This is a genomic window from Exiguobacterium alkaliphilum (genome assembly GCF_018138125.1).
Lineage (GTDB): Bacteria > Bacillota > Bacilli > Exiguobacteriales > Exiguobacteriaceae > Exiguobacterium > Exiguobacterium alkaliphilum.
In genome coordinates this window covers 7,501-31,309 of record NZ_CP073101.1, presented here as the reverse complement: position 1 = coordinate 31,309, position 23,809 = coordinate 7,501, and the positions used below count along the sequence as shown (strand labels likewise).

The following is a 23,809-nucleotide window of genomic DNA, read 5'->3' as shown; positions in this document are numbered from 1 at the left end:
GTTTTTTTGCTCTGGAAAGAGGGGAAAACGATAGAAAAGGGGGGCGTTCATTCATGGAGACGACACATTATATACGCATTTCCCCAGAAGTCTGGGTCTCGTTCGCACAAGACCCGGACATGATTATGGATTGGCTTCTCCACGTCCACGCGCAAGGTCGCGAGACGTATGACACGTTGACGCTCCCAAACATCGGGCGCTTCCAAAAAGTGCTCGGTCAAATCGAGGTGTATCTCGATGGAGACGATACGTACAATTTAGAGATGGCCGTCATCGGTGAGGAGTTGATCGTCAACGAGGAGCAGGCGGTCGTCGTCGGCATCTTGACGCCGCAATTGCTGCACATCGTCAAAGACGCACTCGGTGCGTTCACAAAAGAAGACGTCGCCGACATGGCGTTCGTCGACCATGACGGACTCGACGAGATTTGGTTGAAGTGGACGTCGCTTCGACGGTATTGTGAGGCCGCAGCCGAGCGGGACGAACTCGTCTTGATTTACTATGAATGAAGTCGATCAGGTGGTATAATATTGAAAAAATGGATGGTGATACACGGTGGGGGACTTCTTCATCACGACAGCGTTCTTTTTTTCATTGATTAGCCCGATTTTTGCCTATCGGACGGGACAGAAATGGCTCGGTCGCGTCAACATGTTGACGTTGCTAGTGTTCGTGGTCAGCTTTTTATCCGTGCATGGGTTCGTTATGTACAATACGTGGTTGGTCGCGGCCATGTTCGGCTTATTCTTTCTAAACTTGTTATTCGCTATCATCAACAGTTCGATGTTCATCCACGACCGGCATCCGCGCGCCTCGGTCGTCAAAGTAGTCGGTACGGTCAGCGTGATCTTTCTCGGATGCCTATTGACCGCTTATTATTTCGATTTACATGGGGAATGGTGGGAAACGATAATCGGAGCAACCGTTCCGACCGTGACACTGTTCGTGACCGGGGTGTTGTTGCTTCATCTAAAACAACTCGATCAACAGCCAGAAGCATAAAAGAACGCTCGGAGCCTCAGGCACCGAGCGTTCTTTCATGTTACTTCAACGCGATTTCGAGCGCTTTGACGTTTTCACGCATCAAGTCGAAATAGCTTTGTTCCATCTGTTCTTTCGTGACAGACTCCAAGTTGTAAATCGTCACTGTTTCGGCGCCGATCTCGTTTTTCACGACTTCCGCGACTTTCGGCGTCACCGTGTCTTCGAAGGCGATATGCGTCAAGTCGTGGGCACGCGCTTCTTCGATGACGCGCTTCAACGCTTGTTGAGACGGCTCTTCAGACGGGGTCAATCCGGCGATCGGGAGTTGCTCGAAGCCATAACGCTCCGCAAGATAGCCGTAGGCCGCATGTGTGACGAGAAGTTGCTTCTTCGATCCGGCGTCGACGGCTGCTTGTAACTCGGCATCGAGCGTCTCTGCTTCTGCTTTGAAGGCGCTCAACCGGTCGGCGAACTCGTCCTTATAGTCTGGTGCCTGATCGGCGAATGAAGCCTCGACCGCTTCTGCCATCGAGACGGCGTTCATCGGGTCGAGCCAGACGTGTGGGTCGTATTGACCGTGGCTATGCCCGTGTGCATCTTCTGCTTCATGTCCATGCTCATCTTCCTCGTGGCCGTGCTCGTCCTCTTCATGCGCATGTTCATCTTCCTCGTGGCCGTGCTCATCCTCTTCATGAGCATGTTCGTCTTCGCCGTGAACGTGGACCGTCTTGTCAGCATCAAGTAACGAGACGTCTTCGGCTGTTTTGACGAACGTGACGTTCTCGTTCGCGAGGCTCTTCTCCATCGACTCGACGTAAGGCTCGAGGTCGTGTCCGACCGTCAAGAACAAGTCCGCTTCGGCGATTTGTGTCATTTGACGTGACGTCGGTTCGTACGTGTGTGGGTCTGCGCCAGGCGGGATGACCATCTCGACACGGACACGGTCGCCACCGATTTCTTCTGCGATCGACTTCAAGGCGAACGTCGATGCGTAAACGGTCAACTGATCGTTCGCTTCCTCCGCTGCGTTGCTGTCTCCATTATTGGCACATCCGCCTAAAAACAGTGTCCCGGCAGCGGCGACACTAAGTAACTTTTTATTCATGTGATTCTCCACCTGTCCTCTCTATTGAACCATTAAACCGTAACGGTTACGTTCTGTGATTGCGCCTTATATTATAGGTGGCAGATTCATGCACGTCAAGTCCGACTTCCGATGGATGGATTTTTGATAAAAAGGGAATATGATTAAAAAAAGAACGAGGAGTGGATGTATATGAGAAAGGAGACCGCCTGGTTCGTCGGCGGGGCCGCCCTCGCGGCGGCGACTGCGGCCGGTGCCACCGTGTGGAATCAGTACGGTTCCCTCGTGCGTTGGCAAGAACCCGAACTTCCAGTTCGGGCCTCGACCCGCAAGCGGCGAACACACACGTATAAAATCATCGATGACCGCCCGCTCCAATTTGACGTATATTATCCGACGGGGGATGGTCCGTTCCCTGTCGCCGTCTACGCACACGGAGGGGCGTTCGTTCGTGGCAACCGTGGGATGGTGACGTTGTTCCATCCGTTGCTCGATCATTTTTTAACGAAAGGCTTCGCTGTCGTCAGTATCGATTATCGTCTGTTTGAAGACGGGGTGTATTTTCCGGACAACATCGTCGACGTGTCGGACGCGCTCAATTATTTGAAGCAACACGATAGCCTTCTCAACCTCGATGTCGACAAATTGATTGTCTGGGGCGACTCGGCCGGGGCCGCATTGATGCTTGTGACGGCACTCGATCGGGAGAAGCAGTTTATCGGGGACCTCGGCGCCGACGTCCCGCCGGTCAAAGGCGTGATCGCGCTCTATCCGCCGACGAACTTCCTGTTGTTCAAGTTCATCCAGACGTGGATCGCCCACCTGAAGTTCTATGAAGGTAGCCGAGAAGAGTGGCGCGAGTTGATGGTGAAATGTTCCCCGGTGACACATCTTTACGATGACGCGCCACCGATTTTACTGTTGCACGGCAAAAAAGACCCAATCGTCCCGTTCGGACAAGCGCTTCATTTCGTCGAACATGCGAGCGAAGTCGGCGCGAACGTCCAGCTCATCTCATTCCCGAACGGTACCCACTCCTTAGCGAGCTTTCTCCAATCCGACAATCCGATCAAAGAAGAGAAACTGATGAACCGCATCGATCGCTTCATCGACGACGCGCTCACGTGACGTTGCACTTTTCTGAAAAGATGGTACGATGGGACATGGTTTTAGAGAACAAAAAGGAGTGACTGGCGTGACAGAGCTTTGTTTGGTCCGACATGGTCAGACCGATTGGAATTTTAATGAAATCATTCAAGGACGGGAAGATATCCCGCTCAACGCGCTCGGGCATCGGCAAGCCGAAGAGAGCGCGGCCTTTTTAAGTCAAGAAGCATGGGACGTCATCGTCGCGAGTCCATTAGTCCGCGCCGTCGACACGGCCCAATATATCGCCGAGGCGTGCGGCTTTGACCCGGCCGAAATCATCACGGACGCACGATTCATCGAACGTGAATTCGGAGCGGCTTCGGGGCAACCGGTACCGGGTATCTATGAAGCGGTACAAGCGGACGACCAGACGCGTGTGCCCGGTCTTGAATCAGAAGATGAGATGCGGACCCGTGTGCTTGAGGGGATGGAACATCTCGTCAAGACGTATGAAGGGAAACGTGTCATCGTCGTCTGTCATTCCCATGCCATCAAGGCGGCGCTGTCGGCCATCGACGAGACGTATACGTTCCGTCATGCGATGCGTAACGCTTGCTCGAACTATATCGAACACAAGGACGGACGCTTCATCGTCAAAGCGGTGAACGTGGCCGACCATATTTCCAACGAAATCGCTGTGAAGTGAGGAGAGGCATATGTCGACACTGCTCTGGATATTCATCATCGCATCATTCGTCGTTGCGTTCATAGGGCTGATTTATCCGGTCATCCCGAGCGTATTGTTCTTGTTCATCGGATACTTGATTTACGGGTTCGGGTTCTCGTTCGAGCCGCTCACATGGACGTTTTGGCTATGGCAAATCGTCTTCCTCGTCTTCTTGTTCGCCGTCGATTATATCGTCACGCGAGCGACAGTCGATAAACGGGGCGGTTCCGAGCGGGCGAAATGGGGGGCGACGATCGGGCTGATTGCCGGCCCGTTCATCTTTCCGCTCGTCGGTGTACTTATCTTCCCGTTCATCTTCGCGTTCCTGGCCGAACTCACGCTTGGCAAGTCGACGCGGGAAGCTTGGAGCATCGGCGTCGGGACCGTCCTCGCCTTTTTAGGCAGTACGCTTTTGAAAGTCGTCGGGATGACGATGATGGTCATCTTGTTTTTCATCTACATTTGAAGACGAAGAGATTTTCTTCGTCTTTTTGGGTTGAGGATGTAAATAAAACGGGGAAAGAAAAGCAGGACCGTCCGATTATTCGAACGACCCTGTCTTGACGAGCTGATTGAAGGCGGAGCGGCTGAATGTTTGCTGATGCTCGACTTGTTTCTCGAAGAAAGAAGGCTTCAAGTCGCTGCCTGTCACCCCGTCGGCGATGAGCGAATCGAGCACTTGCTTCGTCGGGTCTTGTTTCGGTAGTAACATCAAGCCTTCCGCGACGAACGTATGGTGGTTCGAGAGCGAGCGTTCACTTGTGAACGTCAACGCGATGGCCGCCGGGCGGTTCGCAGGGGATGTGATGACTGCCTCGGCGAGGAGCAACATCCGCTTGTTTAAATAGTGATGGAGCGTCACGGCGAACTCGGTCGGGACGAGCATCTCGAGCAACCATTCGTTATCGTGTTCTTTCGAGATGATCAGTCCGTCGACGAGCTCAACCGGGAGGTTCAACTCGTTGCCGTATTCGTCTTGGACGAGGCGGACTTGGACGAGGCGAAACGTTTTCATCGAATCAATCCCTTCCACGGTTTCTTTAGAACATCTTAACATAGTCCGCCTGTGAAGATGTGTTATGATAACGTGGGAGTAACAAGGTTCGTGAGTAAAGGAGGAGGCATCAGAATGAGTTGGGTTGTAGGGATTATCGGATATTTCGCGATACTGGCCATCGTCTATTATGGTGTCCTTTTCTTCAAAGTAAAACAACAACGTAGTCGGGCCGGCTATCGCATCTTCCTCTTGCTAGCAGGGCTGTTCCTGTTGAGCGGAAGTGACTATATTATCGCTTTGTTCCAAGGGGATACGGAGGCGACGTTTTGGCAACGGACCGTCTATTTCATCTTGATTTTGATTTCTCTTTCTGTGGCGCTTTACTTTCGGAGAAAAGAAGATCAACACCATGCGCGCGAGATGACGACCGCGTGAAAAGAAGGCTGTGGGCGTGCCCACAGCCTTCTTTTATTTCGGGATCCGCGTCTGGCGAATCATCTCGAGTTTCAAGTCCCATAACGGTTTGCTGAACGTCACCGAATACACTTCCGGCAGACGGAGTCGCTTGTACTCTTCCCATAAGCCGTTCATCTGCTCACGGTGATAGTCACGAATCTCTTTCGCGCTCGGGAGCGTATAGACGCGCTCGCCGTCTAAGAAGATCGGTTCGAGCAAGCGCTTGACGCTGAAGTTGCGTGTCTTGATTTTGAACGCCGGGTCGCGCACGTCGATGAGGTCGATCTCGGAATACGTCTCGACCGGCTCATCCGACAAGGCGATATAGTCACCTTTGAATTTCTTCGTTTCGTTGTCGATGATGCGATACAGTTCTTTCTTGTGTGGGGTCGTCGTCTTCACTTTCGAAGAGGACACTTTGATGACCGGCTTCAACGTGCCGTCTTTGTCTTCGCGGGCGACGAGTTTATACACCATGCCGAGGGCCGGTTGCTCGTAGGCGGTGATGCCACGCGTCCCGACGAGAAACGTGTCGGCCTCGGCCCCTTGCATCCGTAAGTCTTGGATGACGTATTCGTCCAGGTCGCCGGAGACGACGATTTTGACGTAGTCAAGACCCGCTTCGTTGAGTGCCTTCCGGGCCCGTTTCGACAAGTAGGCCAAGTCACCGGAGTCGAGGCGGACCGATTTCAAGCGGTATCCGTTTGCCTCGAGTTCTTTCGCGACGGTAATCGCGTTCGGGAGTCCCGACTTGAGCGTGTCGTACGTGTCAATCAACAGGCTCGTGTTGTCCGGGTACATCGAGGCGAACGAGCGGAACGCCGTCAATTCATCGTCGTGGAATTGGATATCGGCATGTTCCATCGTCCCGCCGGTCGGTACATCGAAATCACGGCCGGCCGAAACGAGACTCGTCACGTCAAACCCGGCGATATATGCGGCCCGTGTGCCATAATACGCGGCGTCGACTCCTTGGGCACGGCGAGCGCCGCCTTCGAGCAACGTCTCGTTCGGTGCCGCTTGGCGAATCCGGGCGTATTTCGTCGCGATGAGCGATTCATGGTTGGCGATGTTCAAGAACGCCGTCTGGAACAGTTTCGCCTCAAAGATGGTCGACTCGATTCGAACGACTTGTTCGTGCGGGAAGATAATCTCCCCTTCACGGACGCTGTAGAGTGAGCCCGTGAATTTGAAGTTACGCAGTACGTCCGCGAACTCCTCCTCGAAGTCGAGCTGCTCTTTCAAATAAGTGATGTCTTCCTCGGTGAACGAGACGTTCTCCAAGTAGTGGACGATGTTTTGTAACCCGGCAAAGACGACGTAGCCGCCGCTGAACGGGTTCGAGCGATAGTATAAATCGAAGACGACTTTTTCATTGTGACGTCCTTGTTTCCAGTAGATGTACATCCAACGTGGGAGGTACAGGTCCGTGTGAAGCGCTAAATTCCGATGTAACATAGTGAATTCCTTTCTGATTTCGTGTCACTTCCCGGTAACGGTCGCTCCGAGTGTCGTGACAAAATGTTCGAGCGCCCATTCATGGCCGATCGGGTTGAAGCTTTGGACGGCGTCCGCGTGGATGACCATCTTGTAGCCGAGGTTGTAGGCGTCTACCGCTGTATGCAAGACGCAAATGTCAGTACACACACCGACGAGATGGATTTCGGTGATGCCTCGTTCCCGTAGACGAAGGTCGAGGTCGGTCCCGGCGAAGGCGCTGTATCGCGTCTTATCAATCCAATGGTCGGCCTGTTCAGCTGCTTTTTTGACGGCGCCGTACAAGTCACGCCCTTCCGTCCCGCGGATATTGTGGGGCGGGAAGAGTGTCGTTTCCGGGTGATACGTGTCACCGGCGTCGTGCACATCGTTCGCGATGACGACGTAATCTTCGGGCGAAAACGCCTCGATCAACTGAACGATTCGTTCTTCTATGTCTTGCCCGGGTTTTCCACAAGTCAAACGACCCGTGTCTGCGATAAAATCGAACGTGTAGTCAATGACGATCAATGCGCGCATAGGAGGTCTCCTCTCAAGTGCAAAATAGTTGGCTATCCTTCTTATTCTAAATCATTTTGCATGATGCGAAAAAGATTATTTTTCGCCTGTGTCGGGTAGTAGGTGTAAGTAGAACTGTAAGCGAAAGGGGAATGGACCGATGCTGTTGTCATCTACCGAACTATCGGAACAATTGTCGCGCTTGAACGGGTGGGAAGTCGTCGAAGGGGAGCTCCAGAAGACGTATCGTCTCGACACGTTCCCGGAGGCGATTCAATTCGTGCATCTCGTCGCCGACTTGGCCGAGTCGCTCGATCATCATCCGAACATCTTAATCGAGTATCGTAACGTCACGCTCACCGTGTCGACGCACGACGAAGGGGGCATCACGGAGAAAGACATCATGCTCGCGAAAGGGTGTGAGGAACTTGTCTAACCTGTACATGACGTTCGCCTCTGGTAGCGTCGCCGACCGGTTCCGGGAAAACCCGGACGTGCTCGTCGCGAGCGGCAATGAGACAATTTTACTCGCGGAAGGGGACAAGTCTCCGTTCCAAAGCGGAAAGACGTTCCGCATCGAAGAAGCGGAAGGACAATTCGCGTCGAAAGGGAATATTGTCTATGCGAACGTCCCCGTCGACTCGAATGCACGCTCGCTCTTGTTTCATCGTCTGTTGACTGAAAAATCACGTCTTGGGGCCGGGCACGATGGCTTCACGGCGTATCGTCTCGGCGTCGACCCGGACGACAATCACGGCATCGTGCTCATCCAATTCGCCGAGGCCGGCAACAAGTTCCGTGACTCGACAGACTATGTCCTATTTCAAGAATGGCTGAAAGATGCCGTCGAACAAAAAGGTGCAGGTCCGATTATAAAACACTATGTCGTCACGGAAGCGGATAACCTATAATAAAAGATAACGTCACGTTAGGGGAGGATTTTTAATGAACAAGAACTACTTTTGGATGGGTATGGCCGCTGGAGCCATCATCGGAGCAGGTGCGTCACTTCTCCATCGCGAGACACGCGAGCAACAAGTTCGTCAGTTGAAAGGCTTAAAATCACGCGTGAAGTCAGCGGACACATCGACACAAGCGCATTCGGTCGGCTTGCAAGCGTCCCCGAAAGGTAGCTTGAAAGACCGCGTCATGGATTTGAAGGCGCTCTATGAAGAGAACCAAGACACGATCCAAAACCTCGTCGAAGACGTCAAAGATTTGATGGATGCGCTTCAAGAGGCACGTCACAAAAACCAACTCTAATACGTATGGCCAAGCGGACTCCGCTTGGCCATTTGTTATTCTTGCTTATATTCTTTCTCGGTTCCGTCCGTGAACGTGACGTCCGCCTCGATTTTTTCAGCATCGTCCGCGATGTTAAACGCTGCCTTGATTTGATTCAACACTTCCTCGTCCGGTGTGTCTTGGTCGAAGTTCAATTGACCGAAGACCGGATCGAGTTCTTGCATCGCTTCGTCCCCGCGCAAGTTCTGGTCATCCTCTTTCCGTTCATACGAAGCCTCGGTCGAGTTGTTCTCAACCTCATAATCGACTTTGATGGCGTCATCAACGTCCGCATAGTCGACTTCAAGTTCGAACTTGTCGAACGTATACATGGAGTTGTTCTCCGTATTCGCCTCGTCTTCGACCGGTGCGTCACTCGGTTGGTTCGTGACTTCGTCAGACGAGCCGCATCCTGTAATCAAAAAGAGTGATGCCGTGATCGGTAGTGTCCATTTCAAACGTTTCATCAACAAATTCCTCCTCTATGTTTCGCATAATTTTTCCATTCCCCTAACGTGAAAAAACTATTCGTCATTCGACCGATTCCACATCGCTTTGTACACTTTGCATAAAAATACAATTGACAGTATAAATATGCGTATGGTTTAATCGGATTATTCTTTTGAGGAGGTACGACAGATGATCACGTGTGGAATCGTCGGTGTGACGGGATACGCCGGCATGGAACTATTGAAATTGATTTCGGCGCATCCGCGCTTACAAGTGACGTGCGTGATGAGCGACTCGAGTGCGGGGCTGCGCCTCTCTGACTTGTATCCGTGGATGGAGACGGGCGCGTTGACGCTCGAACCGTTCAAACCGGAGAAGTTGAACCAGCTTGACGTCTTGTTCCTCGCGACGCCGAGCGGGGTGTCGGCTCGATACATTGAACAGCTGGACGCGTTCGAAGGCGTCGTCGTCGACTTGAGCGGTGACTTGCGCCTTACGGGTGAGGTGTACGCGACGTGGTACGGCAAAGCGCCTGTCCATGCCGACACACAGGCGAAGGCCGTTTACGGGTTGACGGAATGGAACCGTGAATCCGTGCGGACGGCGAGATGGATCTCAAACCCTGGCTGTTACGCGACGGCCGTGTCGCTCGGTCTCCTGCCGTTTCTGACAGACGGATTGATTGAGCCGGACGAGGTGATCGTCTCGGCCTGCTCGGGCATCACCGGTGCCGGCAAAGCCTTGAGCACGAAGACGCATCACGCTCGCTCGAATGAGAACGTACAGCTATACAAGATTCACACGCATCAACACATCCCAGAGATCGAACAGACGATTCACCAAATGACAGGCGTTGAGGCGACCGTCTCGCTTTCCACGCACCTCTTACCAATCAACCGCGGCATCATGGCGACGATGCATGTCGTCCCGACGATTGATCAGACGGAAACGGAATGGATTGATCTATTGAGTCGTGCGTACAGACAAGAGCCGTTCATTCGCGTGCAGCAAGGGGAGCCTGAGATTCGGACGGCCGTCGGGTCGAACTATTGTGATCTCTGGGTGTATAAAGACGACCGGACCGGACGGCTCACCATCGTCTCGGTCATTGACAATATGCAAAAAGGGGCAGCTGGACAGGCGATTCAAAACGTCAACGTCCGGTTCGGATTCAATGAAGCGCTCGGGCTAAGCGCCCAACCACAATACATATAGGAGGGATCGAATGACCGATTTAACGATGAGTCCACCGGTGAGTCTCGTCTCACCGAAAGGGTTTCACGCGACAGGCGTACATGCCGGATTGAAACGAAAACGCAAAGACTTGGCGCTGCTCGTCTGTGAACAACTAGCGAGCGCGGCGGCCGTCTACACGACCAATCAATTTCAAGCGGCACCGATTCAAGTGACGAAACAGACGCTACAAGCATCAAGCGGAAAGATTCGCGCCGTCCTCGTCAACAGCGGGAACGCGAACGCCTGCACCGGCGACCAAGGATTGACGGACGCCTATGCGATGCGAGCGAAAGCAGCCGCGCATTTAGGGATTGAAGCTGATGAAGTCGCGATCGCTTCGACTGGGGTCATCGGGCAACTGTTACCGATGGACACGCTTTTAGCCGGAATCGAATTGTTGACGCCTGAGTCGGATGCGGCACAGGCCGAGGCGTTCGCTGAAGCAATTTTGACGACAGACACCGGAGTGAAGACGACCGGGGTCCGTTACGCGGATGGCGATACGTTCGTGACGGTCGCCGGGGTCGCCAAAGGCTCCGGTATGATTCATCCGAACATGGCGACGATGCTCGGGTTCGTGACAACCGATGCCGTCATCGCGCCAGAATTGTTACACATCGCACTGAAACAAAGCGTTGACGCCTCGTTCAATAACATCACCGTCGACGGGGACAGTTCGACGAATGACATGGTGCTCGTCATGGCGAGCGGCGCTTCCGACACAGAAGAAATCAAGGCGGGAACGGACGCGTATCATCAATTCACAAAAGCGTTGACGGACGTTTGCACGGACCTCGCCAAACAAATCGCACGTGACGGGGAAGGTGCGACGACGCTAATTGAAGTCAACGTCGTCGGGGCGAAGACGGACGAGACGGCCCGCATCATCGCGAAACAGGTCGTCGGATCCTCGCTTGTGAAGACAGCGGTCTATGGCAAAGATGCGAACTGGGGACGCATCATCGCGGCCGTCGGGGCGACGAAAGAACCGATTGACGTCGGTCGGGTCGACATCCAGATCGGCTCTCAACTTGTCTTATCGAAAAGTGTGCCGGTCTGGTTCGACGAGACACTCGCCTCGGCGGAGATGGGACAAGACGTCGTCGCAATCCGGATCGATTTGAACGACGGAACGGGAACGGGCAGCGCCTATGGCTGCGACCTCACGTACGATTACGTCAAAATCAATGCGAGTTATCGGACATGAGCGAGCGGAAAGTCGTCAAGCTCGGTGGGAGCGTCTGGGACACGCTTCATCACGACTACTTTACAGAGTGGAAAGAATGGGTTGAAGCCGGAAATGAACTCATCTTACTTCACGGTGGGGGACCGAGATTGTCGGCTTACTGTGAGAGCCAACAAATCAAGCCCGTCTTTCAAAACGGACGTCGCGTGACAACGGAGGACGTGTTGACCGGGGCGACACGTGTCCTCGCGGGGGAGATGCAAACGGAAATCGTGACGGCGCTCGGTCGGTCTGATATGAATGCGGTCGGATTATCGGGTGTCGACGGACGGATGCTCACTGGGCGTGAAATCAAAGAACTCGGGGCCGTCGGTGAAGTCGAGACCGTTGATGTGTCGTTGATTGAGCTACTCGTTCAAAACCACTACGTGCCGGTCGTGACGTCGATTCTGTTCGGAACAAACGGCGCCCTGAACTGTAACGGGGACGATTGTGCTGTCGCCGTCGCCTGTGCGCTTCAAGCCGATCACTTCGAGATGATCACCGACGTGCCGGGTATTCGAATCAACGGTACGGTTCAACAGACGCTGACCGTCGATGCGATGCAACAGGCGATTGAGTCGGGAGCGATATACGGGGGCATGATTCCAAAGACAGAGGCGCTCCGCTCCGCGCTAGACGGGGGGGTGGCGCTTGCCATCATTCGAGACGGGAACGACCCGACAGCAACCGGGACACAACTAAAGGAGGGACATGATGAGCGCACTACTTCCCACATATGGGCAACGAGCCATTGAGATTAAACAGGCAAACGGATCGTACGTGACGGACACGACGGGGAAACGGTACCTCGATTTCGTCATGGGCATCGCCGTCTGTAACACCGGACATCGCCATCCTGCCGTCCTTGAAAAGATCGAGGCACAACTTGGCAACGTTTGGCATACGTCCAATCTATATGCGATTAGCGGGCAGGAACGTGTGGCGGAGAAACTCGTCGCCGGTACACATTTGACGCGCGCCTTCTTCTGTAACAGCGGGACAGAGGCGAACGAGGCGGCGTTCAAGCTGATTCGGAAATGGACGGGCAAGAAGAAAATCGTCTCGTTCACGAAATCGTTTCACGGCCGGACGTTCGCGATGCTCGGGGCGACCGGGCAAGACAAAGTGAAGGCCGGTTTCGGGCCGATGGTGCCGGACTTCGTCCATGCACCGTTTAATGACAGCGCGGCACTCGACTTCATCGATGACGAGACGGCGGCCGTCTGGCTCGAAGTCGTCCAAGGGGAAGGTGGCGTCGTCGTCGGTGACGTCGCATGGTTCGCGGCATTGCAAGCGAAAGCAAATGAACACGGGGTCAAAGTGGTGATCGATGAGGTGCAGACCGGGATCGCCCGAACCGGCACCCGATACGCGTTCGAACAGACTCCGCTCAAGCCGGACGTCGTGACGCTCGCGAAAGGGCTCGGGAGCGGTTTCCCTGTCGGTGCGCTCGTAACGGCACCTGGGGCAGAAGCCGTATTTGAAGCCGGTAGCCACGGGTCGACGTTTGGCGGCAATCCGCTCGCCATGGCCGCGGCCGAGGCGACGCTCGATGTGTTATTCGAGGATGCGGCGCTGGCTCACGTCCAAGCGATGGGCGCATACTTCAAGTCGGCTCTTGAGCGTTTCGTCGATGGGGACACGTTCATTGACGTGCGCGGACTCGGGCTCATGCTCGGACTCGTCGCAACAAAACCAGTGGCCGATTTGATCAATCGACTACGGGATGCAGGGCTCCTCGTCGTCGCAGCCGGACCGGATGTGATTCGGTTCTTGCCGTCACTTCTCGTCAGTCAACAAGAAATCGATGAGGCGCTCGCCATCATCGAACAGGTCGTCACAAAGGAGCTGGTGCAATGAACGGGACATTGACGTTACAAAACGGGATGACGTTTCACGGGACATGGGAGACGAGCGCCCGGCTCGGTAAAGGGGAAGTCGTCTTTTTCACCGGGATGACCGGGTATCAAGAAGTGTTGACGGACCCGTCGTACGCCGGACAAGTCATCGTCTTCACGTATCCGCTCATCGGACAATATGGTCTCGAGGCCGATGCGTCTGAAAGTGCGGACATCCAAGTCGCTGGCGTCATCGTCCAGACGCTCGCAGGAAACGGACAGTCAAACGAATTAAAAGACTGGTTGGAACAAGCGGGAATTCCCGTCTTGTCTGGAATTGATACGCGCACGCTCGTCCATACGCTCCGCGAGGAAGGGGATCAGTGGGGGCTCCTGGCAACGAATTCGGGCGGGCACGTCGAAGGCGACTTCTTACAAATCACAGAGACGGTCACGACCGCGAAGCCGGTCCAACTCGGAACGAATCAAAAAGGACACATCGTCTGTCTCGACTTCGGGGTGAAGTCGTCGATGGTCGAGGCGATGCTCGCACGCGGCTATGGCGTCACGACCGTACCATACGATACGCCGGCGGAAGCGATTCATCGTTTGAAACCGGACGGGGTGCTCGTCTCGAACGGACCGGGCGACCCGCGTGATTTGATGGACCGGATTGAGACAATCCGCGAGGTGGCGCTTCGCTATCCGACGCTTGGGATTTGTATGGGACATCAACTCATCGCACTCTCGTTCGGGGCATCGATTGAGAAGCAGACATACGGGCACCGGGGTTCAAACCATCCGGTACGAAACGTCCAAACGGGCGAGGTGTGGATGACGTCACAAAACCATGGGTACGTCGTCACGCGCGACAGTCTCGAACGGACACCGCTCGAGCTGTTGTTCGAGAACGTGAACGACTTGTCCGTAGAGGGGACGACACATCCGACGGCACCGATCTTGACGGCGCAGTTCCATCCAGAAGCAAGCCCGGGACCGAAAGAGGCGCAGGCGTTATTCGATCAATTCGATGAAATGATTCAACAAGGGGTGAACGTATATGCATAAGAAAGTGCTCGTCATCGGCTCCGGTCCGATTATCATCGGGCAAGCGGCCGAGTTCGATTATTCAGGTACGCAAGCGTGTCAGGCGCTTCGGGAAGCGGGATGCGAGGTCGTCTTGTTCAACTCGAACCCGGCGACGATCATGACCGACCCGGGTATGGCCGACAAGACGTATATCGAGGCGATGACGCTCGAAAAGGCCGAGATGATTATCGAAGCCGAACAGCCGACACATCTACTCGCGACCGTCGGCGGACAGACTGCGCTCAATTTGGCGCTCGCGCTCGATGAGGCCGGGGTGCTCGAAAAGCACGGCATCGCCCTGCTCGGGACGTCGCTCGAGACGATCCGTGACGGCGAAGACCGGGAACGCTTCAAGCAGAAGATGCATGAACTCGGGGAACCGCTCCCGGTGAGTACGACGATCGAGACGCTCGACGAGCTCGATGCGTTCATCCAAACATCTGGAGTCCCGCTCATCGTCCGTCCGGCGTTCACCCTTGGGGGGACGGGAGGTGGCATCGCGACGACCGTCTCGGACGCCTATGAGATGGCGCGGCGCGGACTTGAGGCGAGCCCGATCTCGCAATGTCTCGTCGAAAAGAGTATCGCCGGCTTCAAAGAGTTCGAGTACGAAGTGATGCGTGACGAGAAAGGGACGTGCATCATCGTCTGCAACATGGAAAACATCGACCCGGTCGGGGTGCATACGGGCGACTCGGTCGTCTTTGCTCCGGCACAGACGTTATCGGATACGATGCACCAGACGTTACGGAGTGCAGCGCTTCGGATCGTCTCGAGTCTCGGCGTCGTCGGTGGCTGCAACATCCAGTTTGCCGTTCATCCGACTGAACCGACTTACTACGTCATCGAGGTCAACCCGCGCGTGTCGCGGAGTTCGGCCCTCGCCTCGAAAGCGACCGGCTATCCGATTGCGAAGATCGCGACGCGTCTCGCGCTCGGCGAAGGGTTGGATGATTGCGTGAACCCGGTGACGAACGGCACGATGGCTAGTTTCGAGCCGACGCTTGACTATGTGACGGCGAAAGTGCCGTGCTTCCCATTCGACTTGTTCAAAGGGGCAGACCGCGCCCTCGGTCCCCAGATGAAAGCGACGGGTGAGAGCATGGCGATGGGGAAAACACTTGAAGAGGCGCTTCAAAAAGCGTGGCGTGGTGCCGGGATCGAGCAGGCCCCGCTCTATCCGACATGGATGAAGCGAGCCGATGCGAATGAACTGTGGCAGGAAGTACTCGCCCCGACCGACCGTCGCCTGCACGCCTGTCTCGCGCTCATCGACCGCGGTCTCGCCTCGCGCAGTGAACTCGAGGACAAGACGGGCATCGCGCCGCACTTCATGGCGATGCTCGAGACGCTCGTCGCGATGACAAAATCCACCGATTTTTTGACGGAGTCGAACATGTCACAGGCAAAGCGGCTCGGGTTCACCGATGCACAAATCGCCGCCATCTCAGGCGTCACGATGGAAGACGTCAAGGAGCTGCGTGCGACGTTCGGCATCCAACCGGTCTATCACATGGTCGACACGTGCGCGGCCGAGTTCGAGAGTACGACCCCTTACTTCTACGGGACGTGGCACGGAAAGACGGAAGTGAAGGCGAGTCAGACGCGGAAAGTCGCCGTCATCGGGGCCGGTCCGATACGCATCGGCCAAGGCATCGAGTTCGACTACAGTTCGGTCCATGCCGTCTGGGCACTTCAACAGCAAGGTATCGAGGCCATCATGATCAACAACAACCCGGAGACGGTCTCGACCGACTTCACGGTCGCTGACCGGTTGTATGTCGAGCCGCTCACGCTAGAAGACGTCACACACGTCCTCGAGGCAGAAGGGTGTCGTGACGTCTTAATCCAGTTCGGCGGTCAGACGGGCATCGCGCTCGCGCACGGTCTGGAGGCGGCTGGATATCGCTTGCTCGGCGCCTCGGCTGCCGTCATCGACCAAATGGAAGACCGGGACCGCTTTTATGCGTTTCTTGACGAGATTGACGTCGCCCACATCCCGGGAGAAGAAGTCGGGACTACCGCTGCTCTCTATGAAGCGGTCGACCGGATTGGCTTCCCGTGCGTCGTCCGGCCGTCTTACGTCATCGGTGGGAAAGGGATGCACATCTTGCAATCCGAGGCGGACCTTGCCCGAATCAGTCCAGACCTCGCTTATCCGCTCCTCATCGACCTCTACGTCGCCGGGCGCGAACTTGAGGTTGACTGCGTGACGGACGGGCAGACCGTCTACGTGCCGGCCATCTTGGAACAAATCGAGGCGGCTGGGGTTCATTCCGGGGACTCGACGATGGTCATGCCGCCGGTCGAGACGTCCGAGGCACACCAACGACAGATTGACACGATCACGAAACGAATCGGTCAGGCACTCACATATCGCGGGGCGCTCAACATCCAGTTCGTCTTAAAAGACGACACGATTTACGTGCTTGAAATCAACCCGCGGGCGTCACGGACCGTCCCGATTGTCAGCAAAGTGACTGGTGAACCGCTCATCGAATGGGCGACACGCGCCGCGCTCGGCCATTCGCTTAAAGGCGTCTTACCGGTCGAACGGAAACAACTGACCGGTTATGCGGTGAAGACGCCGATTTTCTCAAGTTTGAAGCTGCCAGGTGTCGACCCGCTCACAGGACCGATCATGCGCTCGACAGGGGAGACGCTTCAATTCAGTCCAATCCCCGTCGTTGCCGAACGGTTCTGTTACGATGCGACGACGACCCGGGTCATGGCGCGACCACAAATCGTGTATGGGGAAGGGTGGGAGACGTTCGGCGAGGTACCGCTCGACGCGACGATTGACTTCCAACACGTCGCCGTCCTCTTCTCGCACGTACCGGCTGAACAAGTGATACGGGAGGCGGCCGTCCGAAACGGCGTCCACGTCATCTCGGAGCAACACCTCGCCCGTTACTATCAAGCGACGGTCGACACGACACCAGTGCCGGTCCGTCCGTTACAGGCGCACACAAAGGAGGAATTACCGTTATGACGACAAAGACGTTCAAACACATGTTGACGCTCGAGGAATTGACACCAACGGATTTAGATGAACTCATTCGCTTGGCGATCGACGTGAAACGACATCCGGACGCGTATGGGACGGCGCTTGCCGGCAAGAAGGTCGCCTTATTGTTTGAGAAGGCGTCCACGCGCACGCGCATCTCGTTCGAGGTCGGGGTCGTCGAGCTTGGCGGCTACCCGCTCTTCTTGAGCGGGAGCGACCTTCAAATCGGACGCGGTGAACCGATCACGGATACGATTCGAGTGATGAGCCGCTATGTCGACGCACTCATGATTCGGACGTACGCCCATGAAACGGTCGAGACGCTCGCGACGGCGGGCTCGATTCCAATCATCAACGGGTTGACGGACACGCATCATCCGTGCCAAGTGCTCGCCGACCTCTTGACGATTGAGGAGACGTTCGGGACGCGCCAAGGGAAAGTGTTGACGTACATCGGTGACGGGAACAACATGGCCCACTCGCTCATGCTTGGCGGTGCCTTGAGCGGAATGCATATCCGCGTCGCCTCGCCGGACGGTTATACGGTCGACGAGACGATTTACAATCAGGCCGTCGCGCTAGCCGAGACGACCGGCGGCAGCGTCACACGCTACGACGACCCGGCCGAAGCGACGGTGGGTGCACATGTCGTCTATACGGACGTGTTCGCCAGCATGGGGCAAGAAGCGGAGGCGGAAACGCGCCTCGCCCATTTCGCCTCGTTCCAAGTGGACGAAACGTTGATGGCGTCGGCACGGGACGAAGCGATTTTCCTACACTGTCTGCCGGCTCATCGCGGTGAAGAAGTGACGGCGGACGTGATGGACGGCCCGCAGTCGCTCGTCTTCGACCAAGCCGAGAACCGGCTCCATGCCCAAAAAGCACTGATGATCACATTGCTCGCCTAACGAAAAGGAGCTTCGCCGACGACTGGCGAAGCTCCTTTTGTCATAAGAATCGTGCGAACAGGCCGAAGACGGCGAGTCCGATAATCACGTAAAAGATCCATTTCCCTTCACCCGTATGAATGATGGGCGGTACGTACTTGCGCGGCTTGTACTTCCCGTAACGGAGCGGCCGTGAATACGGCACCGTATAGCGCGACAACGGATAGGCGAGCAGGAATCCGGCGAGGAATCCGTACACGTGCCCCCAGAGCGAGACGTTCGAACCGATTAACGTGAAGACGGCACTGATGGCGACGAAGATGTAGACGAGTCGCGCGTCTTGGCTGTAGATGAGCGTCCGACGGAAACGTCCGATGAATACGTAGAAACCGAGGATCGCTAAGATCGCGCCCGAGGCACCGGCCTGAAGATAGAACAGTTGGCTCACGGTAAAGTACGTGAGTAGGTTGGCGAGCGCGCCAGCGACGAGATAAAACAGCGCGAACCGCACATGCCCGACCATGCGTTCCATCGCTGGGCCGAAGATGATGAGCGCGAACGAGTTGAACAGCAAGTGGCCAAGTCCTAGATGGATAAAGTTTGCCGTCAGGAGACGGTACCACTGCCCATCTGCGAGCGCGAGGTGGAACGATCCGCCCCGTGCGACGATCTGAAGTCCCGGCATCAAAGAATCGATGACAAACACGACTAGTTGGATTACAATGAACAGCGTTACGAGCGGGTATGCTCGGATGAACGTTTGAACATTCTCAGTACGACTAAACATAGCATCACCTCTTTCCTTAATTGTATAAGGAAACGAGTGGAAAAGGAAAGGAGCGAGTATCCTGTGATTGTAGGAATCGGCATCGACCTCGTCGAACTCGAGCGCATTGCTCGCTCGATACAGAAGCCGCGGTTCATGGAACGGCTCTTGACCGAGGCGGAACGTGGACTCGCGTCGAACTATCCGGAACAACGCCGCATCGAGTTCGTCGCCGGTCGCTTCGCCGCGAAAGAGGCATATGCCAAAGCGGTCGGAACGGGTATCGCCCGCGGATTGTCATGGCAACAGATTGAAGTGTTGCCCGACGAGACGGGACGGCCAGTCATGACGGCACCGTCGCCGGGACGGATTCATGTCAGCATTAGCCATAGTGAACAATACGCCGTGGCCCAAGTCATCATTGAAGAGGAGGATTCCGATGTATCGTCCAAGTAAAATTGAAATTGACCGGGCAGCGATTGCGCATAACGTGAAAGAGATTAAGCGTCGCATCCCACAACAATTGATGGCTGTCGTCAAAGCGAACGCGTACGGGCACGGTGCCGTCGAGGTCGCGACAATCGCGCTCGAGAACGGGGCGACGATGCTCGGGGTGGCTTTGCTTGAAGAAGCGATCGAACTTCGTGAGGCCGGTATCGACGCACCGATCCTCGTCATGGAAGCCCAGTTCCCGGAATATGCGGGCGTCGCGGCGAAACATGACGTCATCCTCTCGGTGTTCTCGGCGGAATGGTTCGAGGAAGCGAAAGCGCATCTTGGTGAACGACCGCTCACCGTCCATGTGAAAGTGGACACCGGCATGGGCCGGCTCGGTCTTCGGACGCGAGAAGAACTTGACGCGCTCCTTGAGGTGGCCGATGACCGTTTCGTCATCGAAGGCATCTATACACATTTTGCGACGGCCGATGAACCGGATAGCGCGCTTTATCACGAGCAACAAGTCCGTTTCGATCGTTTAATGGACGGACTCGGTTCACGCTTCAAGTACATCCATACGTCGAACTCGGCCGGGGCGATTCGGATGGCTGGTGAAGACGTGCCGTATAACCTTGTCCGTGTTGGCATCGCCATCTACGGACTCTACCCGTCAAGCGAGATGGCGTCATTCTACTCCTTTTTGCGGCCGGCGTTCACGCTGAAGAGTAAGCTCATGCAAGTGAAACGGCTCGAGGCCGGGCAGACGATCAGTTATGGGGCGACATACACGACGACAGAAGATGAGTGGATCGGTACGGTGCCGGTCGGTTATGCGGACGGTTGGATTCGAAAGGCGGGCGGCTTCGCAGTCGACGTCAATGGCAACCGGTGTCCGATTGTCGGGCGGGTATGCATGGACCGTTTCATGATTAAACTGCCGCGAGCATTCCCGGTCGGTACCGACGTGACGCTCGTCGGCGGTCCGGTGCCGATTAACGAATTGGCGGCGCATTTGGAGACGATTAACTATGAGGTCGTCTGTCAGTTGACCGGACGACTGCCGAGACACTATGTGTGAATCAGAAAACGTGTGAAATTATCTGAATTCTTTCTCGAATCCTCTATATTTTCCCAAACTCGCGTGTTATATTGATAAAGAACGCGGGAAAAACATTCCGCCAGTCCATTGAAACGATTCTGGAGGTGTAAGATGTTGAAACAGCGAACAGCGGGTGCATTGGCGTCCGTTCCAGATCGGTTCTCGCAGCATGGGGGTCCGATTTCGATGAAAGATCGTGAATCATTGTCATTGAACGATGTAGTGACGTACTTGTCCAAAGAAATTGCTGATCGACAACAAACACTGCGTGAAGAATTGGCGAAAGGCTATCAAGAGATGGCCGCGTTTAATTTGAATATGGCAGAAGAGATGCTGATGATTGAGACGGAAGCCGAACATGCTCTCTTACGTCAAGTAAGCGGGGTGTGAGCGGAGTGATCGTAAAGCGTGGTGACGTGTTTTATGCGAATCTGTCGCCCGTAGTCGGTTCAGAGCAAGGTGGAGTTCGCCCGGTCCTCGTCATTCAAAACGATATCGGCAATCGCTTTAGCCCGACCGTCATTGTCGCTGCGATTACGGCTCAGATCCAAAAAGCAAAACTGCCGACTCATGTGGAAGTATATCAAGTCAAACACGGGCTCGAACGAGACTCGGTGATTTTGCTTGAACAGATTCGAACGATTGATAAACGTCGTCTGACGGACAAGGTGACACATCTTGACGATGAGACGATGCACAAAGTGGACAGAGCGCTAGAGATTAGTATGGGATTAATCCCGCTCTAGCTTACATATGAACAGAACCGGTACATGGGTATCGGTTTTTTTTCAAAAATTAATAAAAATTTAGGTTTAAGATTATGAAACAAGGGAATTATATTTAATCGTACTCGATTTTTCTGTGCGCAACTTTAGGAGGGAATAACGATGGATTTAGCGATTCGCGAGCAAGTCATTGGAGATCAATTACACCTTTACGTATCCGGAGAAGTGGATACATATACCGCTCCCAAACTGAAAGAAGTCTTGCATCCGGCAATCACGGAGCAAAACGTCGTCGTTCATTTGGATGAAGTGGATTATATGGACTCAACAGGTCTCGGCGTTTTCGTCGGTGCCCTTAAAATAGCAACACGCAACGAGAAAGGGTTGTCGCTCGTCGGGGTAACCGATCGTGTCAATCGTCTCTTTGAATTGACTGGCCTTCACAAATTGCTCTCGATTAACACGAATGTAAGAGGTGGCACGCAATGAGTAACATCGAACAGACGGTGATGACGTTCCCGGCCAAACCAGAGTATGTCGGTGTGGTCCGTTTAGTCGTGTCAGGAATCGCGAATCGTATGGGCTACACATACGATGAGATCGAAGACATTAAAATCGCAGTCTCGGAAGCTTGTGGTAACGCTGTTCAACATGCATATGATGACCAAGAAGGTGAAGTGAAACTCACGTGTGGCGTATACACGGATCGTTTAGAGATGACGATTGAGGATTCGGGCAAGACGTTTGCCGATGATGTGAAACGCCAAGCGGCTCCAGTCGAAGAGACGACTGAAATCGAATCGCTTCACGAAGGAGGACTCGGTCTGTTCCTCATTGAAGCGTTAATGGATGACGTCTCGATCAACAAAGACAGTGGTGTCAAAGTGACGATGACGAAACTCCTTAACAGGGACGAGGTGGATCAGAGTGCCAGCAAAATCTCAACAACGCCATCACAGTGATGATGAAGTATTAGAGTGGATTGAACGCTATCAGCAGGACGACCAAAACGAGGAAGTCCAGATGCTCCTGATCAATCGCTACTCGGACCTCGTCGAGGCGCTCGCTCGTAAGTTCTCCCGTGGTCGGGCCATCCATGATGATCTCGTCCAAGTCGGGATGATTGGACTGCTCGCAGCGCTCCGTCGTTTCGACCCAGAATTCGGACGTAGTTTTGAATCGTTTGCCGTCCCGACGATCATCGGGGAAATCAAGCGATTCATTCGTGACAAAACATGGAGCGTCCACGTGCCCCGTCGCATCAAGGAACTCGGGCCAAAGATTAAGAAGACGGTCGAAGAGTTGACGACGGAGCTTCAACGCTCACCGCGAATCGACGAGATTGCCGATCATCTTGGGGTCTCTGATGAAGAGATTCTTGAGACGCTCGAGATGGGTAAGAGTTATCAAGCGCTCTCGGTCGATAGCTCGATTGAAGCGGATAACGAAGGTAGCACCGTCACGCTACTCGATCTCGTCGGTAGTCAAGAACGGGGTTACGAGTCGGTCGATCAGCGACTCATTCTCGAAAAGGCGTTCAGTGTATTGAACGAACGAGAACAGGCCATTTTAGAATGTGCCTACTATAAAAACATGAGCCAAAAAGAGACGGGCGAATTGCTCGGCATCTCGCAGATGCATGTATCACGCTTGCAGCGTCGTGCCCTCGAGAAGTTACGTGAGGCCATCAAAGTGCCGCTCAATGAAGTATTTTCTAGCGATGACTGAGGAGTCATCGTTTTTTTGTTGTCTGCTCTTTGCTACACTTCAACTAGAGACTAGAAAAGGAAGTGGTTCAGATGATCACGAAAGTCGCGAAAACGCTACAAGTAAAAGAAAGTCAAGTCGAGACGGTGAGACAACTCGCCGCTGACGGCGCGACGATCCCGTTCATGGCCCGTTACCGTAAGGAGATGACGGGGAACCTCGATGAAGTCGAAATCAAATCGATTCTTGACGCCCTTCAATATGAAGAGAGCTTGCAGAAACGAAAGTCCGACGTGCTCGCGAAATTAGAAGAGCTCGAGAAAGCGACGCCGGAACTCGCACGCGCGCTCGAAGCCGCGACGACGTTGCAACAAGTCGACGACATCTATTTGCCGTACCGACCGAAGCGACGGACGAAAGCCGAGCAAGGCCGCGAGAAGGGGTTGCAACCGCTCGCCGACTGGTATCGCAACCCGTCCGCCTATTCGTTGAAAGACGCACAACAGCTCGCCGGGGACACGCCGCTCGACGAGGCACTGCCGTTCGCCCAAGCAATTATTGGAGAAGAGTGGGGCGAGACGGCGTCACTTCGTCAATCGCTCCGGGCCCGGGTCCGGAAAGAAGCGTTGCTTCGTTCACAAAAGAAAAAGCAGGCGGAAGATGAGAAAGAAGTCTTTTCACAGTATTATGACTACGAGGAAAAAGTCGCCGGGATTGTCCCGC

General features: G+C 54.7%; 30 protein-coding genes (1 of these 30 cut by a window edge). 24 read left to right on the top strand and 6 right to left on the bottom strand.

Translation table 11 applies throughout. The features are described 5' to 3' along the window. The first annotated feature begins 53 nt into the window (after nt 1-53). Complete coding sequence (locus KB235_RS00215) at nt 54-509, top strand: DUF1877 family protein (RefSeq protein WP_211780064.1); 456 nt, start codon at nt 54-56, stop codon at nt 507-509. 46 nt (nt 510-555) lie between these two features. Continuing rightward, a complete protein-coding gene (locus KB235_RS00210; protein WP_034807528.1) occupies nt 556-1,002 on the top strand; it encodes a hypothetical protein in 447 nt (148 codons plus the stop codon). Between the two features lie 40 nt (nt 1,003-1,042). Here the strand turns inward: KB235_RS00210 and KB235_RS00205 are convergent, their stop codons facing one another. Next, nucleotides 1,043-2,089 carry a metal ABC transporter solute-binding protein, Zn/Mn family gene (locus tag KB235_RS00205; protein ID WP_211780063.1) on the bottom strand — a complete coding sequence of 349 codons (1,047 nt, stop codon included), beginning with the start codon at nt 2,087-2,089 and terminating at the stop codon, nt 1,043-1,045. A 171-nt stretch (nt 2,090-2,260) separates the two neighbouring features. Here KB235_RS00205 and KB235_RS00200 point away from each other — a divergent pair, with 171 nt between their 5' ends. From KB235_RS00200 to KB235_RS00190, 3 genes are all read left to right on the top strand, one after another. Further along, the gene (locus KB235_RS00200; protein WP_211780062.1) at nt 2,261-3,196 is read left to right on the top strand and encodes an alpha/beta hydrolase; all 936 of its coding nucleotides are present in this window, start codon (nt 2,261-2,263) and stop codon (nt 3,194-3,196) included. Between the two features lie 67 nt (nt 3,197-3,263). Continuing rightward, complete coding sequence (locus KB235_RS00195; RefSeq protein WP_034809056.1) at nt 3,264-3,863, top strand: histidine phosphatase family protein; 600 nt, start codon at nt 3,264-3,266, stop codon at nt 3,861-3,863. A 10-nt stretch (nt 3,864-3,873) separates the two neighbouring features. Next, nucleotides 3,874-4,350: a DUF456 domain-containing protein gene (locus tag KB235_RS00190; RefSeq protein WP_034809057.1), complete on the top strand. Its 477-nt coding sequence runs from the start codon at nt 3,874-3,876 to the stop codon at nt 4,348-4,350. 75 nt (nt 4,351-4,425) lie between these two features. Here KB235_RS00190 and KB235_RS00185 read toward each other — a convergent pair whose 3' ends face one another. Further along, nucleotides 4,426-4,899 (bottom strand): YwpF family protein, encoded by a 474-nt coding sequence (locus tag KB235_RS00185; protein ID WP_211780061.1) that lies wholly within the window; start codon nt 4,897-4,899, stop codon nt 4,426-4,428. A 114-nt stretch (nt 4,900-5,013) separates the two neighbouring features. On the opposite strand from KB235_RS00185, the gene KB235_RS00180 reads away from it, so the two are divergent. Then, the gene (locus KB235_RS00180; RefSeq protein ID WP_211780060.1) at nt 5,014-5,316 is read left to right on the top strand and encodes a hypothetical protein; all 303 of its coding nucleotides are present in this window, start codon (nt 5,014-5,016) and stop codon (nt 5,314-5,316) included. A gap of 33 nt (nt 5,317-5,349) precedes the next feature. On the opposite strand, the gene KB235_RS00175 is transcribed toward KB235_RS00180, so the two are convergent. Beyond that, complete coding sequence (locus KB235_RS00175) at nt 5,350-6,795, bottom strand: nicotinate phosphoribosyltransferase (RefSeq protein ID WP_211780059.1); 1,446 nt, start codon at nt 6,793-6,795, stop codon at nt 5,350-5,352. Nucleotides 6,796-6,819: 24 nt separating this feature from the next. Next, the gene (locus KB235_RS00170) at nt 6,820-7,353 is read right to left on the bottom strand and encodes a cysteine hydrolase family protein (protein ID WP_034814295.1); all 534 of its coding nucleotides are present in this window, start codon (nt 7,351-7,353) and stop codon (nt 6,820-6,822) included. 139 nt (nt 7,354-7,492) lie between these two features. Here KB235_RS00170 and KB235_RS00165 point away from each other — a divergent pair, with 139 nt between their 5' ends. The 3 genes from KB235_RS00165 to KB235_RS00155 are packed head-to-tail and all read left to right on the top strand — an operon-like array spanning nt 7,493 to nt 8,595. After that, on the top strand, nt 7,493-7,768 hold the full coding sequence (locus tag KB235_RS00165; protein ID WP_034809067.1) for a 4a-hydroxytetrahydrobiopterin dehydratase: 276 nt from the start codon (nt 7,493-7,495) through the stop codon (nt 7,766-7,768). Beyond that, complete coding sequence (locus tag KB235_RS00160; protein WP_245175433.1) at nt 7,761-8,243, top strand: hypothetical protein; 483 nt, start codon at nt 7,761-7,763, stop codon at nt 8,241-8,243. The genes KB235_RS00165 and KB235_RS00160 overlap by 8 nt, the downstream gene beginning before the upstream one ends. 34 nt (nt 8,244-8,277) lie before the next feature. Next, nucleotides 8,278-8,595, top strand: a complete 318-nt coding sequence (locus KB235_RS00155) for a hypothetical protein (RefSeq protein WP_034809073.1) — start codon at nt 8,278-8,280, stop codon at nt 8,593-8,595. Nucleotides 8,596-8,630: 35 nt separating this feature from the next. Here KB235_RS00155 and KB235_RS00150 read toward each other — a convergent pair whose 3' ends face one another. Continuing rightward, complete coding sequence (locus KB235_RS00150) at nt 8,631-9,083, bottom strand: YusW family protein (RefSeq protein ID WP_051690219.1); 453 nt, start codon at nt 9,081-9,083, stop codon at nt 8,631-8,633. Nucleotides 9,084-9,255: 172 nt separating this feature from the next. On the opposite strand from KB235_RS00150, the gene argC reads away from it, so the two are divergent. From argC to argF, 7 genes are read left to right on the top strand one after another with little or no spacing between them, the layout of a single operon-like run. Then, entirely contained in the window at nt 9,256-10,281 is a 1,026-nt protein-coding gene (argC, locus tag KB235_RS00145; protein ID WP_211780058.1) for an N-acetyl-gamma-glutamyl-phosphate reductase, read from the top strand. 10 nt (nt 10,282-10,291) lie between these two features. Further along, a complete protein-coding gene (argJ, locus tag KB235_RS00140; RefSeq protein ID WP_211780057.1) occupies nt 10,292-11,509 on the top strand; it encodes a bifunctional glutamate N-acetyltransferase/amino-acid acetyltransferase ArgJ in 1,218 nt (405 codons plus the stop codon). Further along, complete coding sequence (gene argB / locus KB235_RS00135; protein WP_211780056.1) at nt 11,506-12,285, top strand: acetylglutamate kinase; 780 nt, start codon at nt 11,506-11,508, stop codon at nt 12,283-12,285. Before argJ ends, argB begins: the two co-directional genes overlap by 4 nt. Continuing rightward, nucleotides 12,245-13,390, top strand: coding sequence for an acetylornithine transaminase (locus KB235_RS00130; protein ID WP_211780055.1), 1,146 nt, complete (start codon nt 12,245-12,247; stop codon nt 13,388-13,390). The genes argB and KB235_RS00130 overlap by 41 nt, the downstream gene beginning before the upstream one ends. Further along, nucleotides 13,387-14,436: a carbamoyl phosphate synthase small subunit gene (locus KB235_RS00125; protein WP_211780054.1), complete on the top strand. Its 1,050-nt coding sequence runs from the start codon at nt 13,387-13,389 to the stop codon at nt 14,434-14,436. The genes KB235_RS00130 and KB235_RS00125 overlap by 4 nt, the downstream gene beginning before the upstream one ends. Beyond that, nucleotides 14,429-17,449, top strand: coding sequence for a carbamoyl-phosphate synthase (glutamine-hydrolyzing) large subunit (carB, locus tag KB235_RS00120; protein WP_211780053.1), 3,021 nt, complete (start codon nt 14,429-14,431; stop codon nt 17,447-17,449). The genes KB235_RS00125 and carB overlap by 8 nt, the downstream gene beginning before the upstream one ends. Beyond that, nucleotides 17,446-18,372, top strand: coding sequence for an ornithine carbamoyltransferase (argF, locus tag KB235_RS00115; protein WP_034808715.1), 927 nt, complete (start codon nt 17,446-17,448; stop codon nt 18,370-18,372). Before carB ends, argF begins: the two co-directional genes overlap by 4 nt. A 40-nt stretch (nt 18,373-18,412) precedes the next feature. Here the strand turns inward: argF and KB235_RS00110 are convergent, their stop codons facing one another. After that, a complete protein-coding gene (locus tag KB235_RS00110) occupies nt 18,413-19,138 on the bottom strand; it encodes a rhomboid family intramembrane serine protease (RefSeq protein WP_034808713.1) in 726 nt (241 codons plus the stop codon). Between the two features lie 63 nt (nt 19,139-19,201). Between KB235_RS00110 and acpS the strand changes: the two genes are divergently transcribed. From acpS to KB235_RS00070, 8 genes are all read left to right on the top strand, one after another. Next, the gene (gene acpS, locus KB235_RS00105) at nt 19,202-19,573 is read left to right on the top strand and encodes a holo-ACP synthase (protein ID WP_034808711.1); all 372 of its coding nucleotides are present in this window, start codon (nt 19,202-19,204) and stop codon (nt 19,571-19,573) included. Continuing rightward, nucleotides 19,557-20,633: an alanine racemase gene (gene alr, locus KB235_RS00100; RefSeq protein ID WP_211780052.1), complete on the top strand. Its 1,077-nt coding sequence runs from the start codon at nt 19,557-19,559 to the stop codon at nt 20,631-20,633. Before acpS ends, alr begins: the two co-directional genes overlap by 17 nt. Nucleotides 20,634-20,765: 132 nt before the next feature. Continuing rightward, on the top strand, nt 20,766-21,044 hold the full coding sequence (locus KB235_RS00095; RefSeq protein WP_034808706.1) for a hypothetical protein: 279 nt from the start codon (nt 20,766-20,768) through the stop codon (nt 21,042-21,044). Between the two features lie 5 nt (nt 21,045-21,049). After that, on the top strand, nt 21,050-21,400 hold the full coding sequence (locus KB235_RS00090) for a type II toxin-antitoxin system PemK/MazF family toxin (protein ID WP_016510516.1): 351 nt from the start codon (nt 21,050-21,052) through the stop codon (nt 21,398-21,400). 141 nt (nt 21,401-21,541) lie between these two features. Further along, entirely contained in the window at nt 21,542-21,868 is a 327-nt protein-coding gene (locus KB235_RS00085; RefSeq protein WP_211780051.1) for an STAS domain-containing protein, read from the top strand. Continuing rightward, nucleotides 21,865-22,341, top strand: coding sequence for an anti-sigma B factor RsbW (rsbW, locus tag KB235_RS00080; RefSeq protein WP_211780050.1), 477 nt, complete (start codon nt 21,865-21,867; stop codon nt 22,339-22,341). The genes KB235_RS00085 and rsbW overlap by 4 nt, the downstream gene beginning before the upstream one ends. Further along, nucleotides 22,307-23,107, top strand: a complete 801-nt coding sequence (gene sigB / locus KB235_RS00075; protein ID WP_034808700.1) for an RNA polymerase sigma factor SigB — start codon at nt 22,307-22,309, stop codon at nt 23,105-23,107. The genes rsbW and sigB overlap by 35 nt, the downstream gene beginning before the upstream one ends. 71 nt (nt 23,108-23,178) lie before the next feature. Then, nucleotides 23,179-23,809, top strand: the 5' end (the start) of a protein-coding gene (locus KB235_RS00070) for a Tex family protein (RefSeq protein ID WP_211780049.1). It continues 1,499 nt past the right edge of the window; only the first 631 of its 2,130 coding nucleotides appear in the window; its start codon is at nt 23,179-23,181; its stop codon lies off the right edge, out of view.

Excerpts from the sequence above, each read along its gene's own strand:
- argC (WP_211780058.1), top strand. The coding sequence starts at position 9,256 with ATGATCACGTGTGGAATCGTCGGTGTGACGGGATACGCCGGCATGGAA.
- KB235_RS00215 (WP_211780064.1), top strand. The coding sequence starts at position 54 with ATGGAGACGACACATTATATACGCATTTCCCCAGAAGTCTGGGTCTCG.
- KB235_RS00205 (WP_211780063.1), bottom strand. The coding sequence starts at position 2,089 with ATGAATAAAAAGTTACTTAGTGTCGCCGCTGCCGGGACACTGTTTTTA.
- KB235_RS00185 (WP_211780061.1), bottom strand. The coding sequence starts at position 4,899 with ATGAAAACGTTTCGCCTCGTCCAAGTCCGCCTCGTCCAAGACGAATAC.
- KB235_RS00110 (WP_034808713.1), bottom strand. The coding sequence starts at position 19,138 with ATGTTTAGTCGTACTGAGAATGTTCAAACGTTCATCCGAGCATACCCG.
- argB (WP_211780056.1), top strand. The coding sequence starts at position 11,506 with ATGAGCGAGCGGAAAGTCGTCAAGCTCGGTGGGAGCGTCTGGGACACG.
- KB235_RS00130 (WP_211780055.1), top strand. The coding sequence starts at position 12,245 with ATGAGCGCACTACTTCCCACATATGGGCAACGAGCCATTGAGATTAAA.
- argF (WP_034808715.1), top strand. The coding sequence starts at position 17,446 with ATGACGACAAAGACGTTCAAACACATGTTGACGCTCGAGGAATTGACA.
- KB235_RS00085 (WP_211780051.1), top strand. The coding sequence starts at position 21,542 with ATGGATTTAGCGATTCGCGAGCAAGTCATTGGAGATCAATTACACCTT.
- rsbW (WP_211780050.1), top strand. The coding sequence starts at position 21,865 with ATGAGTAACATCGAACAGACGGTGATGACGTTCCCGGCCAAACCAGAG.
- carB (WP_211780053.1), top strand. The coding sequence starts at position 14,429 with ATGCATAAGAAAGTGCTCGTCATCGGCTCCGGTCCGATTATCATCGGG.
- KB235_RS00200 (WP_211780062.1), top strand. The coding sequence starts at position 2,261 with ATGAGAAAGGAGACCGCCTGGTTCGTCGGCGGGGCCGCCCTCGCGGCG.
- KB235_RS00095 (WP_034808706.1), top strand. The coding sequence starts at position 20,766 with ATGTTGAAACAGCGAACAGCGGGTGCATTGGCGTCCGTTCCAGATCGG.
- KB235_RS00125 (WP_211780054.1), top strand. The coding sequence starts at position 13,387 with ATGAACGGGACATTGACGTTACAAAACGGGATGACGTTTCACGGGACA.
- KB235_RS00175 (WP_211780059.1), bottom strand. The coding sequence starts at position 6,795 with ATGTTACATCGGAATTTAGCGCTTCACACGGACCTGTACCTCCCACGT.
- KB235_RS00180 (WP_211780060.1), top strand. The coding sequence starts at position 5,014 with ATGAGTTGGGTTGTAGGGATTATCGGATATTTCGCGATACTGGCCATC.
- alr (WP_211780052.1), top strand. The coding sequence starts at position 19,557 with ATGTATCGTCCAAGTAAAATTGAAATTGACCGGGCAGCGATTGCGCAT.
- argJ (WP_211780057.1), top strand. The coding sequence starts at position 10,292 with ATGACCGATTTAACGATGAGTCCACCGGTGAGTCTCGTCTCACCGAAA.
- KB235_RS00170 (WP_034814295.1), bottom strand. The coding sequence starts at position 7,353 with ATGCGCGCATTGATCGTCATTGACTACACGTTCGATTTTATCGCAGAC.
- KB235_RS00155 (WP_034809073.1), top strand. The coding sequence starts at position 8,278 with ATGAACAAGAACTACTTTTGGATGGGTATGGCCGCTGGAGCCATCATC.
- KB235_RS00165 (WP_034809067.1), top strand. The coding sequence starts at position 7,493 with ATGCTGTTGTCATCTACCGAACTATCGGAACAATTGTCGCGCTTGAAC.
- KB235_RS00150 (WP_051690219.1), bottom strand. The coding sequence starts at position 9,083 with ATGAAACGTTTGAAATGGACACTACCGATCACGGCATCACTCTTTTTG.
- KB235_RS00190 (WP_034809057.1), top strand. The coding sequence starts at position 3,874 with ATGTCGACACTGCTCTGGATATTCATCATCGCATCATTCGTCGTTGCG.